Here is a 21,243-nt window from a genome sequence, read left to right on the forward strand (position 1 = left end):
TGGGGACTGGATCCCCTTGAAGGGTCGTTCGAGACCAGGACGTTGATAGGTCAGGTGTGTAAGCGCAGTAATGCGTTCAGCTAACTGATACTAATTGCCCGTAAGGCTTGATCCTATAACAAGTCTGTCTCGATGCCCGTTAGCGCTTTAGCGCTTACGGACATCGAGCGTCGAGTGCAAGGCACTCGACGTACGACGGTTGAAGTACCGCGTACGTGTGAGATACAGCTCACAACTCAAAATTACTGCTTCTTCCCAGATTGGTTCTGTTGGCCACGCCAGCAGAACAACCCCCTTTGCCTGATGACCATAGCGAGTCGGTCCCACCCCTTCCCATCCCGAACAGGACCGTGAAACGACTCTACGCCGATGATAGTGCGGATTCCCGTGTGAAAGTAGGTAATCGTCAGGCTCCCTAAGCCAGAAACCCCCGCCCGACAAGGCGGGGGTTTTTGCATTTCGGCACCTAAAAAGCACGGCGAAGCGCGCCCATTCCTCGTAACCCTACAACGTGCGCGCCAGATCCCTCATCTGCATCCCTGCCGCCAAGCCTTCCCCCGGAACGAAGCTCCGCGATTTGATACGATCGAAGTGTCGTCGACGAGGGGATCCGTCGACATTCGTGTTCGAAACCAGAGCTTGATGAAGAGGGCGGGGGAATGAATATCGGCGATGCATCGCGCGAATCCGGAGTCAGCGCGAAAATGATCCGGTACTACGAACAGGTCGGCCTTCTTGCGCCGAGCAAGCGTACCGATGCCGGCTACCGGATCTACGGCGCGGACGAAATCCATATCCTGCGGTTCATCCGTCAGGCGCGACGGCTTGGCTTTCTCGTCGAGGATATTCGCAAGTTGCTGATGCTCTGGCAGGATCGCTCGCGCGCCAGCGCCGAAGTGAAATCGATCGCGCTCGAGCACGTGGCCGAACTCGACAAACGCATCGCGGAGCTGAGCGACATGCGCGACACGCTGGCCGATCTGGCCGCGCACTGCCATGGTGATGGCCGCCCTGAATGCCCGATTTTGGCGCGTCTGGCCGATCCCGTCGGTGAACCAAATTAGTGCGTGCCCTCGGGCCCCAAAACGAGCTTCGACTCAATATCGTTAAAAATCAATAGGGTAGAGGAAATCCGATCGCTTCCATTCCGAATTGGAATGGTTTCCATGCAAGTTTTTCACTAGCATCTTGGTGCGGCGTCGCTATAATTCGGGATAACCCTATACGGGAAATCCCTGAATCTCGATTCACCAGGGGTCCCTCTTCCTTGGAGAACGTCATGATCGCCTACATCGTCGAAAAGCTGAGCAACTGGTTCGAATCCGCAGAACGTGAGCGCCGTGAGGCTTACCTCGCCACGTCGTCGGACATCGTCCAGCTCGAGAGCCGCATCCGCTCGCTCGAAACCAACGGCTACTCGCTGTAATCGGAGTCACCGTCAGGTGCCGAGCGGCACCGAACGATAAGCAAGCCCCGTATTGACGGGGCTTTGTTTTTTTGTGCGCCGGATCTGGCGAAATCGTCGGTGCAGCGCTATGGTATGGACCTGCTTTTCATCCTGAAGGACACGATCATGCGTTTGCGTGTCGATGTGCGTCGCAATACCCGCGCGCGTCTCGTTCTGGGCGCCGCCGTGCTCGTTCATGCCCTCGCGGCCGCTGCCGCGACGTCGTCCAGGCCGCTCGTTCTCGATACGCAGCGCGGTATCCAGGACGGCAAGGGCGGATTGATGTTGCAGACGGCGCCGTTGTCCCCGGAGCCGATCGTCGAGCCTGCGGGCATGCGGGCTCCGGCCGGGCAGGCGCCGAACACGTCGGTTCCGCTGTTCGTCGCGCCGTATATCAATGTTCCGGCCTGGGGCGGGCAGCCGGCCAACCAGCCGAGGCTCGCGCCGAGACCCCAGCCGTAACGACCCGTCTCCCGATCAGTTTCCGCGGTGCTCGATTTGATAGCGGGCGCCGCCGTCCTGTCCCAGCTTCTCCACCAGGTACGGCAACACCTCCTTCATGCTCTGGGCGAGCGTATACGGAGGATTCAGGATGAACATCCCGCTGCCGTAGAGGCCCAGCCCGTCGGTCGGCGGATTCGATACCGTCAGCGTCAGGTGCAGCCAGTTGTTCGGTTGCAGGCGCTTCAGCTGTTCGGGAAAGCGCTGCGATTCCAGCCGCGTGACCTGCGGGTACCAGATTGCATAGCAGCCGGTCGCGAAACGCTTCAGGCATTCCGTCAGGCAGCTCACCACGCGCGCGTAATCCTTCTTGTCCTCGTAGGACGGATCGATCAGTACGAGTGCACGTCGCGGCGGCGGCGGCAGCAGCGCCTTGATACCTTCGAAGCCGTCGCCGGCGAAGATCATCGCGCGTCGCCCCGCGTCGCGGAAATTGTGGCGCAGCACATCGATTTCCGTCGTGTGCATTTCGAACAGGCGCATACGATCCTGCTCGCGCATCGACCGCCACGCGATGTACGGGGAGCCCGGGTAGAAGTGCAGTTCGCCGTCGTCGTTCAGCGCGCGGACTTCATCCACATAGTCGCCCAGCGCCTCCGGCAGGTTCTTTTCGTTCCACAGCCGGCCGATGCCGGTATCGAATTCCGACGTCTTCGCTGCATAACCGTCGCGCAGCGAATACACGCCGGCGCCTGCGTGCGTATCGATGTACCAGTACGATTTATCTTTGTTGTTCAGGTAGCGCAGCAGCTGGACGACGACGGCGTGCTTGAGCACGTCCGCGTGGTTGCCTGCGTGAAAACCGTGACGATAACTGAGCATGGCGGGCTGCCTGAAACGAAAGGTGAATCGATGAAAGCGGTTGCTCGTACGCGGCCGTTGGCCGGGCGCCGATGCGGCCGCGTATTGTACGCGAGTGGCCGCGCGCCGCCTTACTCGTATGCGTCGCCGACCACTGCCTCGATGCGTTGCTTCACATCCGGCGTCAGCTTCGCGGCCACGTCGAGCGCGCGCATGTTGTCGCCGATCTGGTCGATTCGCGATGCGCCGGTGATGACCGAACTCACGCGTGGATTCGCGAGCACCCATGCGATTGCCAATTGGCCGGTGCTGCAGCCGAGTTCGGCGGCGATCTCGCCGAGCCGTTCGACGATGTCGTTGGCGGCCGGATCGGTCAGGCGTTCGCGCATCCAGTCGTAGCCTTGCAACTGCGCGCGGCTGCCGGCCGGCACGCCGTTGCGGTATTTGCCGGTGAGCAGGCCCGACGCCAGCGGGCTCCAGGTCGTGAGGCCGAGACCGTAATCGTCGTAGAGCCGCGCATATTCCTGTTCGACCCGGGTGCGGTGGAACAGGTTGTACTGCGGCTGTTCGACGACCGGCTTGTGCAGATGATGCCGCTCGGCGATCTCGCATGCCGCGCGGATCTCGTCGGCGCTCCATTCCGACGTGCCCCAGTACAGCGCCTTGCCGCGCACGATCATGTCGCTCATCGCCCAGACGGTTTCCTCGATCGGCGTATGCGGATCGGGGCGATGGCAATAGACGAGGTCGACATAGTCGAGCTGCAGCCGTCGCAGCGAGCCGTCGATCGCGTTCATCAGGTATTTGCGGTTCAGCGTGTGATACTGGTTCGGAGCTTCCGCGAGCCCCCAGAAGAACTTCGTGGACACGATATAGCTGACGCGCGGCCAGTCGAGCGATTTGAGCGCGTGGCCCATGATCTCCTCGGATTTGCCGCCGGCATAGACTTCGGCGTTGTCGAAGAAATTGACGCCCGCATCGCGGGCCGCGGCGAGGCATTCGCGCGCGACCCGCTGGTCGACCTGGTTGCCGTAGGTCACCCACGACCCGAGGGAAAGTTCGCTGATCTGCAGGCCGGAGCGGCCTAGCCGTCGATAGTGCATGAGAATCTCCTGCTGAACGGAATCGACCTTAAGCTTAGACGTTTTGCACGCGAACGGCGGGGCCGATCGTGCACAATGGCGGCTGGCACGCCGATACGATTTCGCGACGAGCGCGGATGCGGCGGGCGCGTGTTTTATCGATCCGATAACGGGAGGAGACGGACATGGCAGCAGATCTGAGCGGCAAGACCGCAGTCGTCACGGGCGCCGCGAGCGGCATCGGCAAGGAAATCGCGCTGGAGCTGGCCAAGGCAGGCGCGGCCGTCGCGATCGCCGACCTGAACCAGGACGGCGCGAACGCGGTCGCCGACGAGATCAACAAGGCCGGCGGCAAGGCGATCGGCGTCGCGATGGACGTGACCAGCGAGGAGGCCGTGAACAGCGGCATCGACAAGGTGGCCGAAGCGTTCGGCTCGGTCGACATCCTCGTGTCGAACGCCGGTATCCAGATCGTCAACCCGATCGAGAACTATTCGTTCTCCGACTGGAAGAAGATGCAGGCGATCCACGTGGACGGCGCGTTCCTGACGACGAAGGCCGCGCTCAAGCACATGTACAAGGACGATCGCGGCGGCGTCGTGATCTACATGGGTTCGGTGCATTCGCACGAAGCGTCGCCGCTGAAGTCGGCGTACGTGACGGCCAAGCACGGGCTGCTGGGCCTGGCGCGCGTGCTGGCGAAGGAAGGCGCGAAGCACAACGTGCGCTCGCACGTGGTGTGTCCGGGCTTCGTGCGCACGCCGCTGGTCGACAAGCAGATTCCGGAGCAGGCGAAGGAGCTCGGGATCAGCGAAGAGGAAGTGATCAAGAAGGTGATGCTCGGCAACACGGTCGACGGCGTGTTCACGACGGTGCAGGACGTCGCGCAGACGGTGCTGTTCCTGTCGGCATTCCCGAGCGCCGCGCTCACGGGCCAGTCGGTGGTCGTCAGCCACGGATGGTTCATGCAGTAAGGCGGGGGCGGGCGGTGCGGCCGCCCGCCGCGCCGAGCGGCAAAAAAACGCGCTCCATGGAGCGCGTTTTTCATGTCGGCAGGGCGGGGCCGGTGACGGCTGCCGTCCGGCGCGGCTTTACTTCAGGACCGCTGCGACCGCATTGGCGACCGCGTCGAGGTTGCGCGTGTTCAGCGCGGCGACGCAGATACGACCCGTGCCGACCGCATAGATGCCGAACTCGTCGCGCAGGCGATCGACTTGTGCCGAGGTCAGGCCCGAATACGAGAACATCCCGCGCTGCGCGTTGATGAAGCTGAAATCGCGATCGACCCCGCTCGCCTTCAGGCGCTCGACGAGACCGTTACGCATCGCGCGGATGCGGTCGCGCATTTCGCCGAGTTCCTGCACCCACGCAGCATGCAGTTCCGGCGACGCGAGCACCGCTGCGACCACCGCGCCGCCGTGGGTCGGCGGGTTCGAGTAGTTCGTGCGGATCACGCGCTTCAGTTGCGACAGCACGCGCGTGGCCTCTTCCTTGCTCGAGGTGATGATCGACAGCGCGCCGACGCGCTCGCCGTACAGCGAGAACGACTTCGAGAACGACGACGACACGAACGCGTTCAGGTCGGCTGCGGCAAACAGGCGCACGGCGGCGGCATCGGCTTCGATGTTCTCGCCGAAGCCCTGGTAGGCCATGTCGAGGAACGGCACGAGGTTGCGCGCCTTCACGACGTCGACGACCTGTTGCCACTGCGCTTCGGTCAGGTCCACGCCGGTCGGATTGTGGCAGCACGCATGCAGCACGACGACCGTGCCGGCCGCGTAGCTGTTCAGCGCCGACAGCATGCCTTCGAAATTCACGCCGTTGGTGGCCGCGTCGTAGTACGGATATGCGACGACCTCGAAGCCGGCCGCTTCGAACAGCGCGCGGTGGTTTTCCCAGCTCGGATCGCTGATCGCGACCTTCACGTTCGGATTCACGGTGCGCAGGAAATCGGCGCCGATCTTCAGCGCGCCCGTGCCGCCCAGTGCCTGGGCCGTGACCACGCGGCCCGCCGCGATCAGCGGCGAGTCGTTGCCGAGCAGCAGCTTCTGCACGGCCGCATCGTAGGCGGCAATCCCGTCGATCGGCAGGTAACCGCGCGGCAGGCCGGCCTCGACACGCGCCTTCTCCGCGTCGCGAACCGCGCGCAGCAGCGGAATCTTGCCGTCTTCGTTCGTGTACACGCCGACGCCGAGGTTGACCTTGGTCGGACGCGCATCGGCGTTGAAGGCTTCGTTCAGGCCCAGGATCGGGTCGCGGGGAGCAAGCTGGACAGCGGAGAAGAGCGACATGATGATTCGGCAGTAGTGAAAAGAGGGTCAGGCTTTCAGCCGGCGGGACGGGCGTCGTGGAACGCGCCGACGGGGCGACGCCGGAAAGCGCAGCAGCCTGATATTGTAGCGAATTCGCGCTGGCGGGGGCGGTGATTCCGTCGCGATCGGGGCGGCGAATCGTGAATTCGGGCGGCCGTCGCGCGTCAGGAGCCGACAGCAGTTCGCGCGGCCGCGAAGCGCTAGAATGCTTTCTTTGCCCTTGCTCCGGCCGCACTCCATGTCCGAACATCATGCCGAAGTCGGCGACGCGCTCGACGAATCCAAATTCGTCACTTTCGAAGGGTCGCCGTTCCAGCTTTACCAGCCCTATCCGCCCGCGGGCGACCAGCCGACCGCGATCGACACGCTCGTCGAAGGTGTCGGCGACGGCCTTGCCTTCCAGACGCTGCTCGGCGTGACCGGTTCGGGCAAGACCTTCACGATGGCCAACACGATCGCGCGGCTCGGCCGCCCGGCGATCGTGTTCGCGCCGAACAAGACGCTCGCGGCCCAGCTTTACGCGGAGTTCCGCGAGTTCTTCCCGCGCAACGCGGTCGAGTACTTCGTCTCGTACTACGACTACTACCAGCCCGAGGCCTACGTGCCGCAGCGCGACCTGTTCATCGAGAAGGACTCGTCGATCAACGAGCACATCGAGCAGATGCGGCTGTCGGCGACGAAGAGCCTGATGGAGCGTCGCGACGTGGTGATCGTCGCGACGGTGTCGGCGATCTACGGTATCGGCAATCCGTCCGAGTACCACCAGATGATCCTGACGCTGCGCGCCGGCGACAAGCTCGGCCAGCGCGACGTGATCGCGCGGCTGATCGCGATGCAATACACGCGCAACGAGCAGGATTTCCAGCGCGGCACGTTCCGCGTGCGCGGCGACACGATCGACATCTTCCCGGCCGAACACGCGGAAATGGCCGTGCGAGTCGAGCTGTTCGACGACGAAGTCGAGACGCTGCAGCTGTTCGACCCGCTCACCGGGCGCGTGCGGCAGAAGATCCCTCGTTTCACCGTGTATCCGTCGTCGCACTACGTGACGCCGCGCGACACCGTGATGCGCGCGGTCGAGACGATCAAGGACGAATTGCGCGAACGGCTCGAGTTCTTCCATCGCGACGGCAAGCTCGTCGAGGCGCAGCGCCTCGAGCAGCGCACGCGCTTCGATCTCGAGATGCTGCAGGAGCTCGGCTTCTGCAAGGGCATCGAGAACTATTCGCGGCATTTCTCGGGCGCGGCGCCCGGCGATCCGCCGCCGACGCTCGTCGACTACCTGCCGCCCGATGCGCTGATGCTGCTCGATGAGTCGCACGTGCTGATCGGCCAGCTGAACGGCATGTACAACGGCGACCGCGCGCGCAAGGAAAACCTCGTCAATTACGGGTTCCGCCTGCCGTCGGCGCTCGACAACCGGCCGCTGAAGTTCCCCGAGTTCGAGCGCAAGATGCGCCAGGTCGTATTCGTGTCGGCCACGCCGGCCGATTACGAGAAACGCGTGACGGGGCAGATCGCCGAGCAGGTCGTGCGACCGACGGGCCTCGTCGATCCGGAAATCGAAGTGCGGCCGGCGAGCTCGCAGGTCGACGACGTGCTGACCGAGATCAACGCGCGCGTGAAGGCCGGCGAGCGCGTGCTGATCACCGTGCTGACGAAGCGCATGGCCGAACAGCTGACCGAGTTCCTGGCCGACCATGGCGTCAAGGTGCGTTATCTGCACAGCGACATCGATACGGTCGAGCGCGTCGAGATCATCCGCGACCTGCGGCTCGGCACCTTCGACGTGCTGGTCGGGATCAACCTGCTGCGCGAGGGCCTCGACATTCCCGAAGTGTCGCTCGTCGCGATCCTCGACGCGGACAAGGAAGGCTTCCTGCGCGCCGAGCGCTCGCTGATCCAGACGATCGGCCGCGCCGCGCGGAACGTGAACGGCAAGGCGATCCTCTACGCGGACAACATGACCGAGTCGATGAAGCGCGCGATCGGCGAAACCGAGCGGCGCCGCGCGAAGCAGATCGCCCACAACGAAAAGATGGGCATCACGCCGCGCGGCGTCGTGAAGCGCATCAAGGACATCATCGACGGCGTCTACAACGCCGACGACGCGCGCGCGGAGCTGAAGGAGGCGCAGCAGCGCGCGAAATTCGAGGACATGTCGGAAAAGCAACTCGCGAAGGAAATCAAGCGTCTCGAGAAGCAGATGGCCGACTACGCGAAGAACCTCGAATTCGAGAAGGCCGCCGCGACCCGCGACCAGCTTGCCGTGCTGCGTGAACGCGTGTTCGGCGCGAACGTCGGCGACCACATCAGCGGCGGCCGGTAAATCTTTCCAAGCGTCACTGAATCCTTTTGGTAAAGCGCCTGTAAGCCTTGTCGTATCAGGGGTTTACAGCGCTCTCCGTTTGTTCCGAAACGGGTTCGGTGCTAAACTCCCCATGTATTGAGAATAGTTCGCATTAACGTTCTTCGTCGCGTTAGTGTTTCCAGCGGGCGGCCCCGGCGGCGGCTCGCATGTCGTCAAGATAGTCAGACAAATAACAAGGAGTGTCCATGTTGGGTTCTTCGTTCATCCGCACGACGGTTGCGGTAGCGGCGGCGCTGGCCGCGATGTCGGCCTCGGCGGCCGAGTATCCGATCGGCAAGCAGCAGATCCAGGGCGGCATGGAAATCGGCGCGGTGTATCTGCAGCCGATCACGATGGACCCGGAAGGCATGATGCGCAAGGCGTCGGATTCCGACATCCACCTCGAGGCCGACATCCATGCGGTCAAGAACAACCCCACCGGTTTCGCGGAAGGCGACTGGATGCCGTACCTGCAGGTCACGTACAAGCTGACGAAGCAGGGCGACACGAAGTGGAAGGCCGAGGGCGACCTGATGGGCATGGTCGCGAGCGACGGCCCGCACTACGGCGACAACGTGAAGCTCGCCGGCCCGGGCAAGTATCACCTGACGATGGTCGTCAAGCCGCCGATGCAGTCGGGTCACATGGCGTTCGGTCGCCACGTCGACAAGGAAACGGGCGTGGGCCCGTGGTTCAAGCCCATCACGCTCGAGTACGACTTCCCGTTCGCCGGTATCGGCAAGAAGGGCGGTTACTGATCGGTGGCATCACGAACGGCGCGCTTCGGCGCGCCGTCGGCGTAGAGAACCCAGAATGAAAATTCCCCAGAAAATCGTTGCCGCAGCCGCTGCGCTGTGGCTTGCCGGCGCGGCGCATGCGGCCGATCTGCCGACGTTCAAGCTCGAGATGACGGATGGCAAGCTGAATCCCGCCCGCATCGAAGTGCCGGCCGGCCAGCGTTTCAAGATCGAGATCAGGAACACCGGCAAGGGCGCCGCCGAATTCGAGAGCGTGCAGTTACGCAAGGAGAAGGTGCTTGCGCCGGGCGCCGATTCATTCGTGGTCGTCGCCCCGCTGTCGCCGGGCGAATACAAGTTTTTCGACGATTTTCACCAGCAGGCACAGGGCGTGATCGTCGCGAAGTAACGCGTTTTATCTGCGCGCGGGCGTACCAGTCCCTCGCCCCGCGCGTCAGGAGGTATCGATGGGTCAGATCTTGTTCATCGTCTGGCGGGAGAGCGTCGAAGCGCTGCTCGTCGTCGGCATTCTCTATGCATGGCTGAAAAACGGCGACGACGACGCTCGCCGCGGCCTGCCTTTCCTCTGGGCCGGCGTGGGCGTCGGTCTGCTGATGGCCGTCGGCCTCGGCGCCGCGCTGGTCGGGTTTACCGAAGTGTTGTCCGGCGACGCGCAGGACTATTTCCAGACGGCGATGGTGCTGATCGCGTGTGTGCTGATCGTGCAGATGGTGCTGTGGATGCGCCGGCACGGCCGCACGCTGAAGCGCGACATGGAGCAGTCGCTGCAGCAAAGCACGCGCGACTCGAACTGGTGGGGCGTCGCCGTGCTGGTCGCGCTCGCGATCGCACGCGAAGGCAGCGAGACGGTGATCTTCCTGTACGGCCTCGGTTTCGGCCAGTCGGGCCACGTCGACGGCAGCCAGATGCTCGCGGTCGTGATCGGTCTCGGCCTCGCATTCCTCACGTTCTATCTGCTGCAGCTCGGCGGCAAGTATTTCTCGTGGCGGCATTTCTTCCGCGTCACCGAGGTGATGCTGCTGTTTCTCGGCGCGGGCCTGTTCCAGACCGGCGTCGACAAGCTGATCGACAAGGAAATCCTGCCGCTCGGCATCTCGCAGGTGTGGGATACGTCCGCGATCCTCGATGATTCGGGCACGTTCGGTTCGCTCGTCGCGACGCTGACGGGCTATCGCGCGCACCCGGCGCTGACCAACCTGGTGGCGTATGCGGTGTACTGGGCGGTGGTCTGGCTGCTGATGAAGCGCGCGAGCCGCCGCCCGGCCGTTGCAGCGGGTCGCGCGGCATGAGCGTTGTCGCCGCCGTCAAGCCGGGCCTGCTCGCGCAGGCCGGCCAGTGGATGCAGCGCCACGGTGCGCTGATCCGCGGTATCCAGTGGATCGTCGTCGCCGTCTACGCGTTCCTGATCATCGTACCGGCGGTGTTGCCGCTGCCGGACGATTCCGCGCACCTGTGGAACAACCTCACGCTCATCGCGCAGTTCGCGTTCTGGGGCATCTGGTGGCCGTTCGTGCTGCTGTCGATGGTGATGCTCGGCCGTGTCTGGTGCGGTGTGCTGTGCCCGGAGGGCGCGCTCACCGAATACGCAAGCAAGTTCGGCCGCGGCGGCCCGATTCCGCGCTGGATCCGATGGGGCGGCTGGCCGTTCGTCGCGTTCGGCATCACGACGATCTACGGGCAGATGGTGAGCGTGTACCAGTACCCGCTCGCGGTGCTGTTCGTGCTCGGCGGCTCGACCGTCGGTGCGATCGTGATCGGCCTGCTGTACGGCCGCGAGAAACGCGTGTGGTGCAAGTATCTGTGTCCGGTCAACGGCGTGTTCGGGCTGCTCGCACGGCTCGCGCCGATGCGCTACAAGGTCGACGAGGAGGCGTGGCGCCGTTCGTACAAGAACGGCGAGCACGGCCATCGCGTGATTCCGATCAACTGCGCGCCGCTCGTGCCGTTGCGCAACATGAAGGGCGCGGCGGCCTGCCATATGTGCGGCCGCTGCAGCGGGCACCGCGACGCGATTTCGCTGTCGCTGCGTTCGCCGTCCGACGAAGTCGTGAATCTCGGTGCGGAACAGGCCAATCCGTGGGACACCGCGCTGATCCTGTACGGCCTGCTCGGCGTGGCGATCGGCGCGTTCCACTGGACCGTCAGCCCCTGGTTCGTGCAGATCAAGCAATGGCTCGCGGGCTGGCTGATCGACCACGACATCACGTGGCCGCTCGAGACCAATGCGCCGTGGTTCCTGCTCACGCACTATCCGGATCGCAACGACGTGTTCTCCTGGCTCGATGGCGGGCTGGTCGTCAGCTACATCGTCGGCACGGGGCTCGTGTACGGCACGGCGCTGCTGGTGTTGCTGGCCGGCGCCACGCTGATGCTCGGCCGCTTCGATCGCGTGCGCCTGCATCACCTGGCGCAGGCGCTGATCCCGATCGCCGGCGCGGGCGTGTTCCTCGGCCTGTCGGCCACGACGCTGTCGTTGCTGCGCGCCGAGCATGTGCCGCTCGGCTGGGCAACCGATGTGCGCATCGCGATTCTGGTCGGCGCCAACGTATGGAGTGCGTGGCTCGCATGGAAGGTGACGGGGCGCTATGCGGCGTGGCCGCGCCGGCTCGCGGCATTCGCGTGGTTCGCCGTCGGGCTGGCCGTCGTCGACAGCGCATGGTGGTTGATGTTCTGGGGGTTCTGAAGCGGCGGACATGCCGCTTCTCGCTGTCGCGCACTGACGGCAACAACGACACCCGGGGGGGCGCGCTTCGCGCATTGGCTGCCCAAACAGAAAAGCGACACGTCCTTCGACGCGTCGCTTTTTTTCTTCCTTGTGCGAGAACCAAAAAAGTGGCTTGGCTTGCTGCAACGGCTGCTTGAGTGTGTTTGCACGAAGGGGTCTAGATCTCGCGTGCAAGCCGTTCCGCTGGCTACTGCCCAACACCTCTCAGGGAGGTGGTCCCCACAATACTCGGTCGTTACTTCGTCAGGATCAGTTTGCCGAGCCGCGTGGCGCGCAACTGATAAGTCTCTCCGTTATGCGCGATGCTGACGTGGCTTTGGCCTTGCAGCAGCGCATCGCTGTTGACGACCCGCGTGCCTGCATCGCGGTGGCCGGCGGGTTTCGCCGGCGTGGTGACCGCTGCCGTCTTTTGACGGCTGCTGGCTGCTGTGCTGGTGGTGCGGCGCAGGGTCAGCGTGGTCGGGCGCATGGTGTCGGTCATTCGGTTTGATCGGTGACTGTCGATACGATGGAATGAATTCTAAATGATAACTATTCCCATTTACAAAAACTCTTTATCGATCGAAATGCCGGCGCTGATAGCTTGAATCAAAAAGGGCGGCCCGCAGGCCGCCACGCGGTTCAGTGCAGCGGATCGGGATCCTTGCGACCCTGCGCGTATTCGCGGATCAGGCGCACGGTGTCGATATCCGACGTGCGGTACGCCTCCTTGACGATCCCGTGCGTCTGTCGCGCTTCTTCGCTGTCGTCCGTGACCGTCAGCGTCGTGCGGTACTCGAAACGCAGGAACAGCTCGTGGTCGTCGCGCTCCTCGATCGTCATCGTCAGCGAGCCGCCGATCTCGCCGTCGGCCGCGCGGATGTCGTAGCGGACCTGCTGGTTCGGCGTGAACGTCACGTGGTCGCGCACGGTCGCGTGGCCGTAATGCAGTTCGCGTTCGAGCGTCGTGTCCGTCCGTTCGTGAATGGTGCAGCTGTCGAGGCCGATCACGAACAGTTGCGGCTGTTCCGCACGCAGCACGAGACCTTCCCAGAGCTGGTCGCGGGTGAGGGGCGTCACGGCCGGATCGTCGGAGTTGATCTGGATCAGATGTTCGAAGTTCAAGGTGACGGGTTCCTTCTGGCGGGCGCGCGGCCACATGGTTCAAAAACTTATTGTGACGCAAAACCACCGGCTTCGCGGCACCTGCGCCCCGATCCGATTTACGTTTCGATGCGCCCCATGCGACCGGTCTGGTAGTCGACGACAGCCTGCCGGATCTCTTCCTCGGTATTCATCACGAACGGGCCGTAACGGACGATCGGCTCGTTGAGCGGCACACCGCCGATCAGCAGCAGGTCGAGCGACGTGTCGCCGGCAGCGAACGTGACGGTGTCGCCGTCGTCGCCGTAGACGATCATGTGTCGCGCGTCGACAGCCTGCCTGTCAGGCCCGTAGAGGCCCGTTCCGTCGATGGGATAGGCAAACACGCGATAACCGGCCGGTACGGGCTGGGTGACCGCCGCGCCGGGCTCCAGCGTGAAGTGCTGATAGAGGATCGGCGTGCGCGTCTCGATCGCGGCCCGTACGCCGAATGCTTCGCCGGCGATGACGCGCACGCGCGCGCGGCCGTCCGGCGACGTCGCGGTCGGAATGCGGGCAGCCGGGATCTCCTGGTAACGCGGCGCGATCATTTTGTCGCGGCGCGGCAGGTTGACCCACAGCTGGAAGCCGTGGGAGCGCCCGCCTGCCTGAGCGAACGCCGGGTCCGGCATCTCGCTGTGCACGACGCCGGCGCCGGCCGTCATCCACTGCACGTCGCCGGGGCCGAGTGTGCCGGCATGGCCGGACGAGTCGCGATGGCGGAAGCGTCCGTCGAGCGCGTAGGTCACGGTTTCGAAGCCACGATGCGGATGATCGGGCGCACCCACGGCTTCACCGGGGGCGTAGTCGACGGGGCCCATTTCATCGAGCAGCAGGAACGGATCGAAATCCATCAGCAGCCGCGTCGGGAACGGGCGGTGAACCACGAAACCGCCGCCTTCGGTGGTGCGAAGCGCGGAGTAGGTGCGATCAAGCGAGCGAGCGGTGGTCATGGGAAGCCCTCGAAATCATCGGAATAGCGTCATTTTTGAAACATAGCGCTATTATATTGGGCGTTTTACCGTTCGATTCGCGGCGGTTCGCAATGGATTGTTCTGAAATTGGAACGATGAGATGAATATCGATGCACATAACCTGAACGACCTGATGTACTTCTCGCAGGTCGTCGAACATGGCGGCTTCTCGGCCGCCGAGCGCGTGCTGGGCATCTCGAAATCGCGTCTGTCGCGGCGCCTGACCGAGCTCGAGGCGGCGCTCGGCGTGCGCCTGCTGCAGCGTTCGACGCGCAAGCTTGCACTGACCGAGGCGGGGGAGCTGTTCTACCAGCATTGTCAGGCGATGCTTGCCGAAGCGAGGGCCGCGATGAACGCGGTGCAGCAGTTGCGCGCGTCGCCGCGCGGCTCGGTGCGCGTCAGCGTGCCGGTGACGCTGTCGCAGACGATGCTGTCGCGCATCCTGCCCGAATTCCTGCGCCGCTATCCCGAGGTGAAGGTGCATGTGCGCGTGACGAATCGCGTGATCGACCTGTTCGAGGATTCGATCGACGTCGCGTTGCGCGTGCGCTCGGAGCCGCCGCAGAACGCCAACATCGTCGTGCGGCCGCTGTGGCGCACCGAGCAGATGCTGGTCGGGGCGCCGAGCCTGCTGAGCCAGAATGCGCCGCCGCTGGCGCCGGACGACCTGACCGGCTTCGAGACGCTCGATACGCCGAGCGTCGACGGCCGGCACGTATTCAACCTGATCGCGCCGGACGGAACGCGCCACGTTCACGAGCATGATCCGCGGCTCGTGACGGCCGACCTGATGACGATCCGCGAGGCCGTGCTCGATGGCCTCGGCATCGCGGCGCTGCCGGAGATGATGTACGGCAACGCGCTGCGCGCGGGGCAACTGTCGCCCGTGATGCCCGGCTGGACGCTGCCGGTGCCGCAGCTGTATGCGGTGTTCGTATCGCGTCAGGGGATGCCGCCCGCGGTACGTGCGTTCGTCGATTACCTGGTCGAGAAGCTCGACCATGGCGCGTACAAGGAGCCGGGTTGCCCGGAGCGCGCGAAGAAGGAAGCGGCGGCCGATGTTTCGGCGACCTGAACACGCCGTCCGCCACGACGCAAATTTGTTTTGTCATTGAAGCGTCGCCTGCAATCGCAAGTTTCAATCGCCGGAACCTTGAATGCGCGCGCGGGCGGGCCTATATTGAAATCCCATTTCGCGAAGGAAGTTCTGAGCGGAATCAGGTGGCCGCATATATTGCGAGCCAGATAGGGCAGAACGCGCAGTCCGTGCAGACCACGGCAAAGTCGCATTTGCGTTGCTCGAGGCGCAACCGATACCGCCAAAGAGCCCGCCGCCCGAAGGCGCCCGCGTGCGCATGAAAAAAGGCCTTCATCTGGCGATGAAGGCCTTTTACTTTGGGGACGCCCGGTTAGGGGCGCGCGGCTAGGGACGCCCGGTCAGGGACGCCCGGCTAGGTGCGCCGTGGCTACCGGCGACGACGGGACGTGCGCACGTTACTTCGCTTTTGCGCCGGGCTCCGTCACGAAGCCCAGCTTCGTCAAGCCGCCTGCCTGCGCATCCGACATCACTTCCGCGACGTGCTCGTACGCGACCTTGCGGTCCGCGCGCAGGTGCAATTCCGGCTGCGGCGTGCGTTTCGCGGCTTCCGCGATGCGTGCCTGAAGCTGTTCGCGCGTGACCGTGTGGTCGTCCCACAGGATCGTGCCGTCGCCCTGAATCGCGACGTCGACGGTCTGAGGCTTTTCGTCGACGGGCTGGCTGCTGGCGTGCGGCAGGTCGATCTTCACCGCATGCTGCATCGCCGGGATCGTCACGAGAAAAATGATGAGGAGTACGAGCATGACGTCGACGAGCGGCGTCATGTTGATCTCGCTCATCACGGCATCGTCGTCATCGTCGCTGAAACCGGTGTTCATGGCCATGGATCACCTCGTCTCAGCTGGCGGCGCGCGATGCGAGACGCAGGCCGTCGCGCGTCGACGACGACGCGAGGCTCGCGCCCGTCACGAAGTACGCGTGCAGGCCGTGCGCAAAGCGGCGCAGCTTGCTGACGACGCCCTTGTTCGCACGGGTCAGCGCGTTGTAGCCGAGCACCGCGGGAATCGCGACGAACAGGCCGAAGGCCGTCATGATCAGCGATTCGCCGACGGGGCCCGCGACCTGGTCGATCGACGTCTGCCCGGTGGCGCCGATTGCGAGCAGCGCGTGGTAGATGCCCCAGACCGTGCCGAACAGACCGACGAACGGCGCCGTGCTGCCGACCGATGCGAGGATCGCGAGGCCGCTCTGCATGCGCGAAATGCCTTCGTCCATCGTGTCCTTCAGGCAGCGCGTGACCCAGTCGGATACGTCCATGCGATCGTGCAGGTGCGGTTGCGTCTGATGGTGGTGGTCGGCGGCTTCCTTGCCCGACAGCGCGAGCGCGAGGAACGGGTTGTCGTTCGGCGTCGATGCGGCGAGGCCGAGCTTCTTGATGCCGTCGTCGAAATTGTCGGAATGCCAGAATGCCTGTTCGGCATTCTTCGTGAGGCGGTTCAGGCGGATCACGTTCCAGCCTTTGACGACGATCACGATCCACGACAGGACCGACATCACGAGCAGCGTGATCGCAATGGCGCGCGTGACGAAATCACCTTGCGCCCAGACGTGCGCGATACCGTAGCTTTGCATTTTTGTTTCCTTTGAATCTTCCGGATGAGGCAGGTTAGTCGGTGAGCCCGAAGCTGTAGGGCTGTGTGCGGGCGGCGCGGATCGCCTGGCCGTTCTCGATATACGGACGGCAGGTGGTCGAGCGCATCGCGTCGAGTGCGGCATCGTCGAGGCGCGGATAGCCGCTGCTCTTCTGCAGATCGATGCTTTCGATCTTGCCGGTCACGCCGACGACGAAGTGAACATAGGCGGTGCCCGATTCGCCGCGGCGGCGCGACATCGACGGATAGTCGGGCTTCACGAAGTTGCATTGGAGCGTCGGCACGTTCTTCGGCGCGCTGACCTGCATCGTTTCGCGCGCCGGGCCCGGCGCGGCGGCCGGTGCCGCGGGAGCGGGCGCGGCGGGCGCAGGTGTCGGATCGGCGGCGGGCGCGGGCGTGGGCGACGGGGCCGGCGACGGCGCGACCGGTTGCGGGGTCGGCTTCGCCGCCTTCTGCACCGGCTTTGGTTCGACCTTCGGCTTCACGCGCGGTACGGGCTTCGGCGGCGCGGGCTGCGGGATCGACTCGGCCGCGACCTGCTGCGCGATCGGCGCAGGCGTGATGAGCTGCGCGGTGATCGTCTGGACCTCGACCGATTTCGGCGGCGGCGGGTTGCGATGGAGCCACGCGGCCGCGAGCATGACCGCGTGTGCGGCAAGCACACCGACCGCGACGACGATCACTCGGGGATTCATACGTGGTGCAGCCGGCATGGCGCCGGCAGGAGCGAGATGCGAAGCCTGCATGTTAGCTTGAAAGAACGATGTCGCACCCGGGGCGCGGCGGGTGAATCGGCATCACTTGCGGAAGATCAGCAGCGAGATGCAAACGGTGGTTACGAATCCGATCAGCAATTCCATCACAGGCTCCTTGGCAGTAAGCCGTTGGCTCGCGAAGACGGTGGCTTGCTGACGGTCAAAACAAAAAATGCGGCCTGGGCCGCATGCGCACACTCGGTGCCGCTCAGGCCGCCTTGCGGTCGTAGAACGTGACCGGGATCGGATGCGCATGATGCTCGACACCGCACCGGCCCGCGCAGACGCCTTGCTCGGCCATGAGGTCGCGTACGGACTCCTCGCACTTGCCGCAGCACGTGGCTACGCCGAGCTCGAACTGGAGTTCGTCGAAAGAACTCACGCCCTCGGCGAGGGACGCGCGAATCTTGCGATCGGAAACAGACTTGCACACGCAGACGATCATGATGAGTTGCGATAGCTAACGTTAATGCGAATTATTATCATTAATTTTGCGGGCGTTGACAAGCCTGGGTCGGGCTTTTTTTAAGGTCATCGGACCCTTGAATCGGTGAGGGCGGCCGGGCAGCCTGCGGGGAGGTCGGCGTGCCGGCCCGCGTCAGGCGGTCGTGCAGGCGCGCGCGTTCGGCGAGGAAATGGTGACGGATTCGACCGGCGTATCGAGGCCGAGCAGCGTCGACGCGAGCGCGCGCAGTTGCAGGCCGTCGCTCGTCGAGCAGAAGCGCGGCGGCGCGGCATGCGTGCCGGCCGGCGCGCGCAGCCCGCGTTCGTCGAGCACCCGCGCGAGCTGGCGGGCGATGGCATCGCTCGTGTCGACGATCGTCAGGCGCTCGCCAACAATGTCACGAATGGTTTCCGTGAAGAACGGGTAGTGCGTACAGCCGAGCACCAGCGTATCGGCGCCGTCGTCGAGCATCGGCTGTATGTAACGCTCGAGCAACGCGCGCAACGCGGGCGAGTTCGTGTCGCCGCGTTCGATCGCCTCGACGAGCCCGTGGCCGGGTTGGCAGATGAAGCGACGGCCCGCGCCGTAGCGGTCGAGCAGCGCCTGGAAGCGTGGGCTGTTCAACGTCGATTGCGTGGCGAGCACGCCCGCGACGCCGGTCGCGGAGAGCGCGGCGGCCGGCTTGATGCCCGGCTCGACGCCGACGAGCGGGATCGACAGGCGTTCGCGAATGGCCGCGATCGCCCGTGCCGTTGCCGTGTTGCACGCGATGACGAGCGCTTTCGCGCCTTCGCGGGCGAGCCACTCGCCGATCGCCAGCGTGCGTTCCGTGATGAATGCCTCGTCGCGCGGGCCATACGGCGCGTGATGCGAGTCGGCGACGTAGACGAACGATTCGTCGGGCAGATGCGCGCGTACAGCACGCAGCACCGACAGGCCGCCGAGCCCCGAGTCGAAGATGCCGACCGGGGCGGCGGCGCGCGGCGCGGTAGCGGCGGACGGATTCGTCATCGTCGGGCGGGTGGCGGGCCGGCGGGTGGCGCGATTACTCGGCCGAACCCATCATCGTTTGCTGATAGTTCTGCAGGCCGACCTTGCCGATCAGGTCGATCTGCGTTTCGAGCCAGTCGATGTGCTCTTCGGTGTCGTCGAGAATCTTTTCGAAGATCTCGCGCGACACGTAGTCGCGAACCGATTCGCAGTAGGCGATCGCTTCCTTGCAGGTGGACTGCGAGATCTGCTCGAGCTTCAGGTCGCACTTCAGGATCTCTTCGGTTTCCTCGCCGACGAGCAGCTTGTGCAGGTCCTGCAGGTTCGGCAGGCCGTCGAGCATGAACACGCGCTCGATCAGCCAGTCGGCGTGTTTCATTTCGCCGATCGACTCGTCGTATTCGTGCTTGCCGAGCTTGTCGAGGCCCCAGTGCTTGTACATGCGCGCATGCAGGAAGTACTGGTTGATCGCCGTGAGTTCATTCTTCAGTTGGGCGTTCAGATATTCGATGACTTTCTTGTCGCCTTGCATGGCTGTTCCTTGTTCAGTGGGGCTTCAGAAACCGAACGATAATCGCTCGAACGGGAAAAGCCAAGCCTCGGAGCCTTGTCGGGCCTGCCTTTTGCGTGTAATGAGACTCAGCCTCGAACAACCGGCCGCGCACAATAATGAGAATGAGAAGTAAAAAGGCCGGACTTCCATCCGGCCTTTCGTTCGATCGCGCTTATGCGGTCGCGACCGGGATCTTGCCGATCTTCGCCTGCCATTCCTTCGGACCCGTCTGGTGTACCGACGTGCCCGACGAATCGACGGCGACCGTCACCGGCATGTCCTGCACGTCGAACTCGTAGATCGCTTCCATGCCGAGATCTTCGAACGCGAGCACCTTCGCGCCGCGGATCGCCTTCGACACGAGATAGGCCGCGCCGCCGACCGCCATCAGGTAGGCCGCCTTGTGCTTCTTGATCGCATCGATCGCGACCGGGCCGCGCTCCGCCTTGCCGACCATCGAGATCAGACCCGTCTGAGCGAGCATCGTCTCGGTGAACTTGTCCATGCGCGTGGCCGTCGTCGGGCCGGCCGGGCCGACCACTTCGTCGCGCACCGGATCGACCGGGCCGACGTAGTAGATCACGCGGTTCGTGAAGTCGACCGGCAGCTTCTCGCCCTTCGCGAGCATGTCGGCGATGCGCTTGTGCGCGGCGTCGCGGCCGGTGAGCATCTTGCCCGACAGCAGCAGCGTCTGGCCCGGCGCCCAGCTCGCGACTTCTTCCGGCGTCAGCGTGTTCAGGTCGACGCGCTTGCTGGTTTCCGTGTTCGGCTCCCACTGCACCTTCGGCCAGGCGTCGAGCGACGGCGCTTCAAGCTTGGCCGGGCCCGAGCCGTCGAGCACGAAGTGCGCGTGGCGCGTGGCCGCGCAGTTCGGGATCAGCGCGACCGGCTTCGAGGCCGCGTGCGTCGGCGCCGCCATGATCTTCACGTCGAGCACGGTCGCGAGGCCACCCAGACCCTGCGCGCCGATGCCGAGCGCGTTGACCTTCTCGTGCAGTTCCACGCGCAATTCCTCGACCCAGTCCTTCGGGCCGCGCGCGATGATTTCCTGGATGTCGATCGGCTCCATCAGCGATTCCTTCGCCATCAGCATCGCCTTCTCGGCGGTGCCGCCGATGCCGATCCCGAGCATGCCGGGCGGGCACCAGCCGGCGCCCATCGTCGGGACCGTCTTCAGCACCCAGTCGACGATCGAATCGGACGGGTTCAGCATCACGAACTTCGACTTGTTTTCCGAACCGCCGCCCTTCGCCGCGACCTGCACGTCGACCTTGTCGCCCGGCACGATCTCGTAGTGGATCACGGCCGGCGTGTTGTCCTTCGTGTTCTTGCGGGCGCCTTCCGGCGGATTGACGATCGACGCGCGCAGCACGTTGTCCGGGTGCGTGTAACCGCGGCGCACGCCTTCGTTGATCATGTCGGTGAGGCCCATCGTCGCGCCGTCCCAGCGCACGTCCATGCCGACCTTCACGAAGATCGTGACGATGCCGGTGTCCTGGCAGATCGGGCGCTTGCCTTCCGCGCACATGCGGCTGTTCGTGAGGATCTGCGCGATCGCGTCCTTCGCCGCCGGGCTCTCTTCCAGCTCGTACGCGCGGCCGAGGGCCTGGATGTAGTCGAGCGGGTGGTAGTAGCTGATGTACTGCAGCGAATCCGCGATGCTCTGGATCAGGTCTTCCTGTTTGATGACGGTCATGGCTGAGACTCTGTGGGGACAGTGGGGAATGGTTTGCCGAC

The 21,243-nt window shown here is 64.3% G+C and carries 23 protein-coding genes and 2 rRNA genes; 12 read left to right on the forward strand and 13 right to left on the reverse strand.

Going from position 1 to position 21,243, the window contains the following annotated elements; translation table 11 throughout:
• The 5 genes from C4B30_RS29730 to C4B30_RS29755 all read left to right on the forward strand — a co-directional run.
• Positions 1-115: ribosomal RNA gene (locus C4B30_RS29730) — 23S ribosomal RNA — on the forward strand; the annotation flags it as partial.
• A 184-nt stretch (positions 116-299) separates the two neighbouring features.
• Positions 300-412: ribosomal RNA gene (gene rrf / locus C4B30_RS29740) — 5S ribosomal RNA — on the forward strand.
• Between the two features lie 247 nt (positions 413-659).
• A complete protein-coding gene (gene cueR, locus C4B30_RS29745) occupies positions 660-1,064 on the forward strand; it encodes a Cu(I)-responsive transcriptional regulator (protein WP_027784959.1) in 405 nt (134 codons plus the stop codon).
• A 215-nt stretch (positions 1,065-1,279) separates the two neighbouring features.
• Entirely contained in the window at positions 1,280-1,426 is a 147-nt protein-coding gene (locus C4B30_RS29750; protein ID WP_006478295.1) for a DUF3563 family protein, read from the forward strand.
• 114 nt (positions 1,427-1,540) lie between these two features.
• On the forward strand, positions 1,541-1,909 hold the full coding sequence (locus C4B30_RS29755) for a hypothetical protein (protein ID WP_027784958.1): 369 nt from the start codon (positions 1,541-1,543) through the stop codon (positions 1,907-1,909).
• Positions 1,910-1,924: 15 nt separating this feature from the next.
• On the opposite strand, the gene C4B30_RS29760 is transcribed toward C4B30_RS29755, so the two are convergent.
• Positions 1,925-2,770: a 23S rRNA (adenine(2030)-N(6))-methyltransferase RlmJ gene (locus C4B30_RS29760; protein ID WP_027784957.1), complete on the reverse strand. Its 846-nt coding sequence runs from the start codon at positions 2,768-2,770 to the stop codon at positions 1,925-1,927.
• Between the two features lie 110 nt (positions 2,771-2,880).
• Positions 2,881-3,852 (reverse strand): potassium channel beta subunit family protein, encoded by a 972-nt coding sequence (locus tag C4B30_RS29765; RefSeq protein ID WP_027784956.1) that lies wholly within the window; start codon positions 3,850-3,852, stop codon positions 2,881-2,883.
• A 164-nt stretch (positions 3,853-4,016) separates the two neighbouring features.
• Here C4B30_RS29765 and C4B30_RS29770 point away from each other — a divergent pair, with 164 nt between their 5' ends.
• The gene (locus tag C4B30_RS29770; protein WP_027784955.1) at positions 4,017-4,805 is read left to right on the forward strand and encodes a 3-hydroxybutyrate dehydrogenase; all 789 of its coding nucleotides are present in this window, start codon (positions 4,017-4,019) and stop codon (positions 4,803-4,805) included.
• A gap of 117 nt (positions 4,806-4,922) precedes the next feature.
• Here C4B30_RS29770 and C4B30_RS29775 read toward each other — a convergent pair whose 3' ends face one another.
• Positions 4,923-6,122: an amino acid aminotransferase gene (locus tag C4B30_RS29775; protein WP_027784954.1), complete on the reverse strand. Its 1,200-nt coding sequence runs from the start codon at positions 6,120-6,122 to the stop codon at positions 4,923-4,925.
• Between the two features lie 259 nt (positions 6,123-6,381).
• Between C4B30_RS29775 and uvrB the strand changes: the two genes are divergently transcribed.
• The 5 genes from uvrB (at position 6,382) to C4B30_RS29805 (ending at position 11,934) form a co-directional block, all read left to right on the forward strand.
• Positions 6,382-8,472, forward strand: coding sequence for an excinuclease ABC subunit UvrB (gene uvrB / locus C4B30_RS29785; RefSeq protein ID WP_027784953.1), 2,091 nt, complete (start codon positions 6,382-6,384; stop codon positions 8,470-8,472).
• Positions 8,473-8,699: 227 nt separating this feature from the next.
• Positions 8,700-9,251 carry an iron transporter gene (locus tag C4B30_RS29790; protein ID WP_006483880.1) on the forward strand — a complete coding sequence of 184 codons (552 nt, stop codon included), beginning with the start codon at positions 8,700-8,702 and terminating at the stop codon, positions 9,249-9,251.
• A gap of 55 nt (positions 9,252-9,306) precedes the next feature.
• Positions 9,307-9,639: a cupredoxin domain-containing protein gene (locus C4B30_RS29795; RefSeq protein WP_006478303.1), complete on the forward strand. Its 333-nt coding sequence runs from the start codon at positions 9,307-9,309 to the stop codon at positions 9,637-9,639.
• Positions 9,640-9,697: 58 nt separating this feature from the next.
• Entirely contained in the window at positions 9,698-10,540 is an 843-nt protein-coding gene (locus C4B30_RS29800) for an FTR1 family iron permease (protein WP_027784952.1), read from the forward strand.
• Positions 10,537-11,934: a 4Fe-4S binding protein gene (locus C4B30_RS29805; protein ID WP_027784951.1), complete on the forward strand. Its 1,398-nt coding sequence runs from the start codon at positions 10,537-10,539 to the stop codon at positions 11,932-11,934. Before C4B30_RS29800 ends, C4B30_RS29805 begins: the two co-directional genes overlap by 4 nt.
• Before the next feature lie 277 nt (positions 11,935-12,211).
• Here the strand turns inward: C4B30_RS29805 and hemP are convergent, their stop codons facing one another.
• The 3 genes from hemP to C4B30_RS29825 all read right to left on the reverse strand — a co-directional run bounded on the left by hemP (position 12,212) and on the right by C4B30_RS29825 (position 14,051).
• The gene (gene hemP, locus C4B30_RS29815; protein ID WP_027784950.1) at positions 12,212-12,457 is read right to left on the reverse strand and encodes a hemin uptake protein HemP; all 246 of its coding nucleotides are present in this window, start codon (positions 12,455-12,457) and stop codon (positions 12,212-12,214) included.
• Between the two features lie 140 nt (positions 12,458-12,597).
• A complete protein-coding gene (locus C4B30_RS29820; protein WP_027784949.1) occupies positions 12,598-13,080 on the reverse strand; it encodes an SRPBCC family protein in 483 nt (160 codons plus the stop codon).
• A 98-nt stretch (positions 13,081-13,178) separates the two neighbouring features.
• A complete protein-coding gene (locus tag C4B30_RS29825) occupies positions 13,179-14,051 on the reverse strand; it encodes a pirin family protein (protein ID WP_027784948.1) in 873 nt (290 codons plus the stop codon).
• A gap of 121 nt (positions 14,052-14,172) precedes the next feature.
• Here C4B30_RS29825 and C4B30_RS29830 point away from each other — a divergent pair, with 121 nt between their 5' ends.
• Complete coding sequence (locus C4B30_RS29830) at positions 14,173-15,147, forward strand: LysR substrate-binding domain-containing protein (RefSeq protein ID WP_027784947.1); 975 nt, start codon at positions 14,173-14,175, stop codon at positions 15,145-15,147.
• Between the two features lie 419 nt (positions 15,148-15,566).
• Here C4B30_RS29830 and C4B30_RS29835 read toward each other — a convergent pair whose 3' ends face one another.
• The 7 genes from C4B30_RS29835 to C4B30_RS29865 form a co-directional block, all read right to left on the reverse strand.
• Positions 15,567-15,995 carry an ExbD/TolR family protein gene (locus C4B30_RS29835; protein WP_006478310.1) on the reverse strand — a complete coding sequence of 143 codons (429 nt, stop codon included), beginning with the start codon at positions 15,993-15,995 and terminating at the stop codon, positions 15,567-15,569.
• 13 nt (positions 15,996-16,008) lie between these two features.
• The gene (locus C4B30_RS29840) at positions 16,009-16,743 is read right to left on the reverse strand and encodes a MotA/TolQ/ExbB proton channel family protein (protein WP_027784946.1); all 735 of its coding nucleotides are present in this window, start codon (positions 16,741-16,743) and stop codon (positions 16,009-16,011) included.
• A gap of 34 nt (positions 16,744-16,777) precedes the next feature.
• Positions 16,778-17,509, reverse strand: coding sequence for an energy transducer TonB (locus C4B30_RS29845; protein ID WP_027784945.1), 732 nt, complete (start codon positions 17,507-17,509; stop codon positions 16,778-16,780).
• A 217-nt stretch (positions 17,510-17,726) separates the two neighbouring features.
• Positions 17,727-17,963: a (2Fe-2S)-binding protein gene (locus tag C4B30_RS29850; RefSeq protein ID WP_027784944.1), complete on the reverse strand. Its 237-nt coding sequence runs from the start codon at positions 17,961-17,963 to the stop codon at positions 17,727-17,729.
• Between the two features lie 153 nt (positions 17,964-18,116).
• Entirely contained in the window at positions 18,117-18,974 is an 858-nt protein-coding gene (gene murI / locus C4B30_RS29855) for a glutamate racemase (RefSeq protein ID WP_027784943.1), read from the reverse strand.
• Positions 18,975-19,008: 34 nt separating this feature from the next.
• Positions 19,009-19,485, reverse strand: coding sequence for a bacterioferritin (gene bfr / locus C4B30_RS29860; protein WP_006478315.1), 477 nt, complete (start codon positions 19,483-19,485; stop codon positions 19,009-19,011).
• A 193-nt stretch (positions 19,486-19,678) separates the two neighbouring features.
• Complete coding sequence (locus C4B30_RS29865) at positions 19,679-21,202, reverse strand: fumarate hydratase (RefSeq protein WP_006762441.1); 1,524 nt, start codon at positions 21,200-21,202, stop codon at positions 19,679-19,681.
• Positions 21,203-21,243 lie beyond the last annotated feature (41 nt).

It is taken from the genome of Burkholderia sp. BE12, from assembly GCF_002959955.1.
Classification (GTDB): domain Bacteria; phylum Pseudomonadota; class Gammaproteobacteria; order Burkholderiales; family Burkholderiaceae; genus Burkholderia.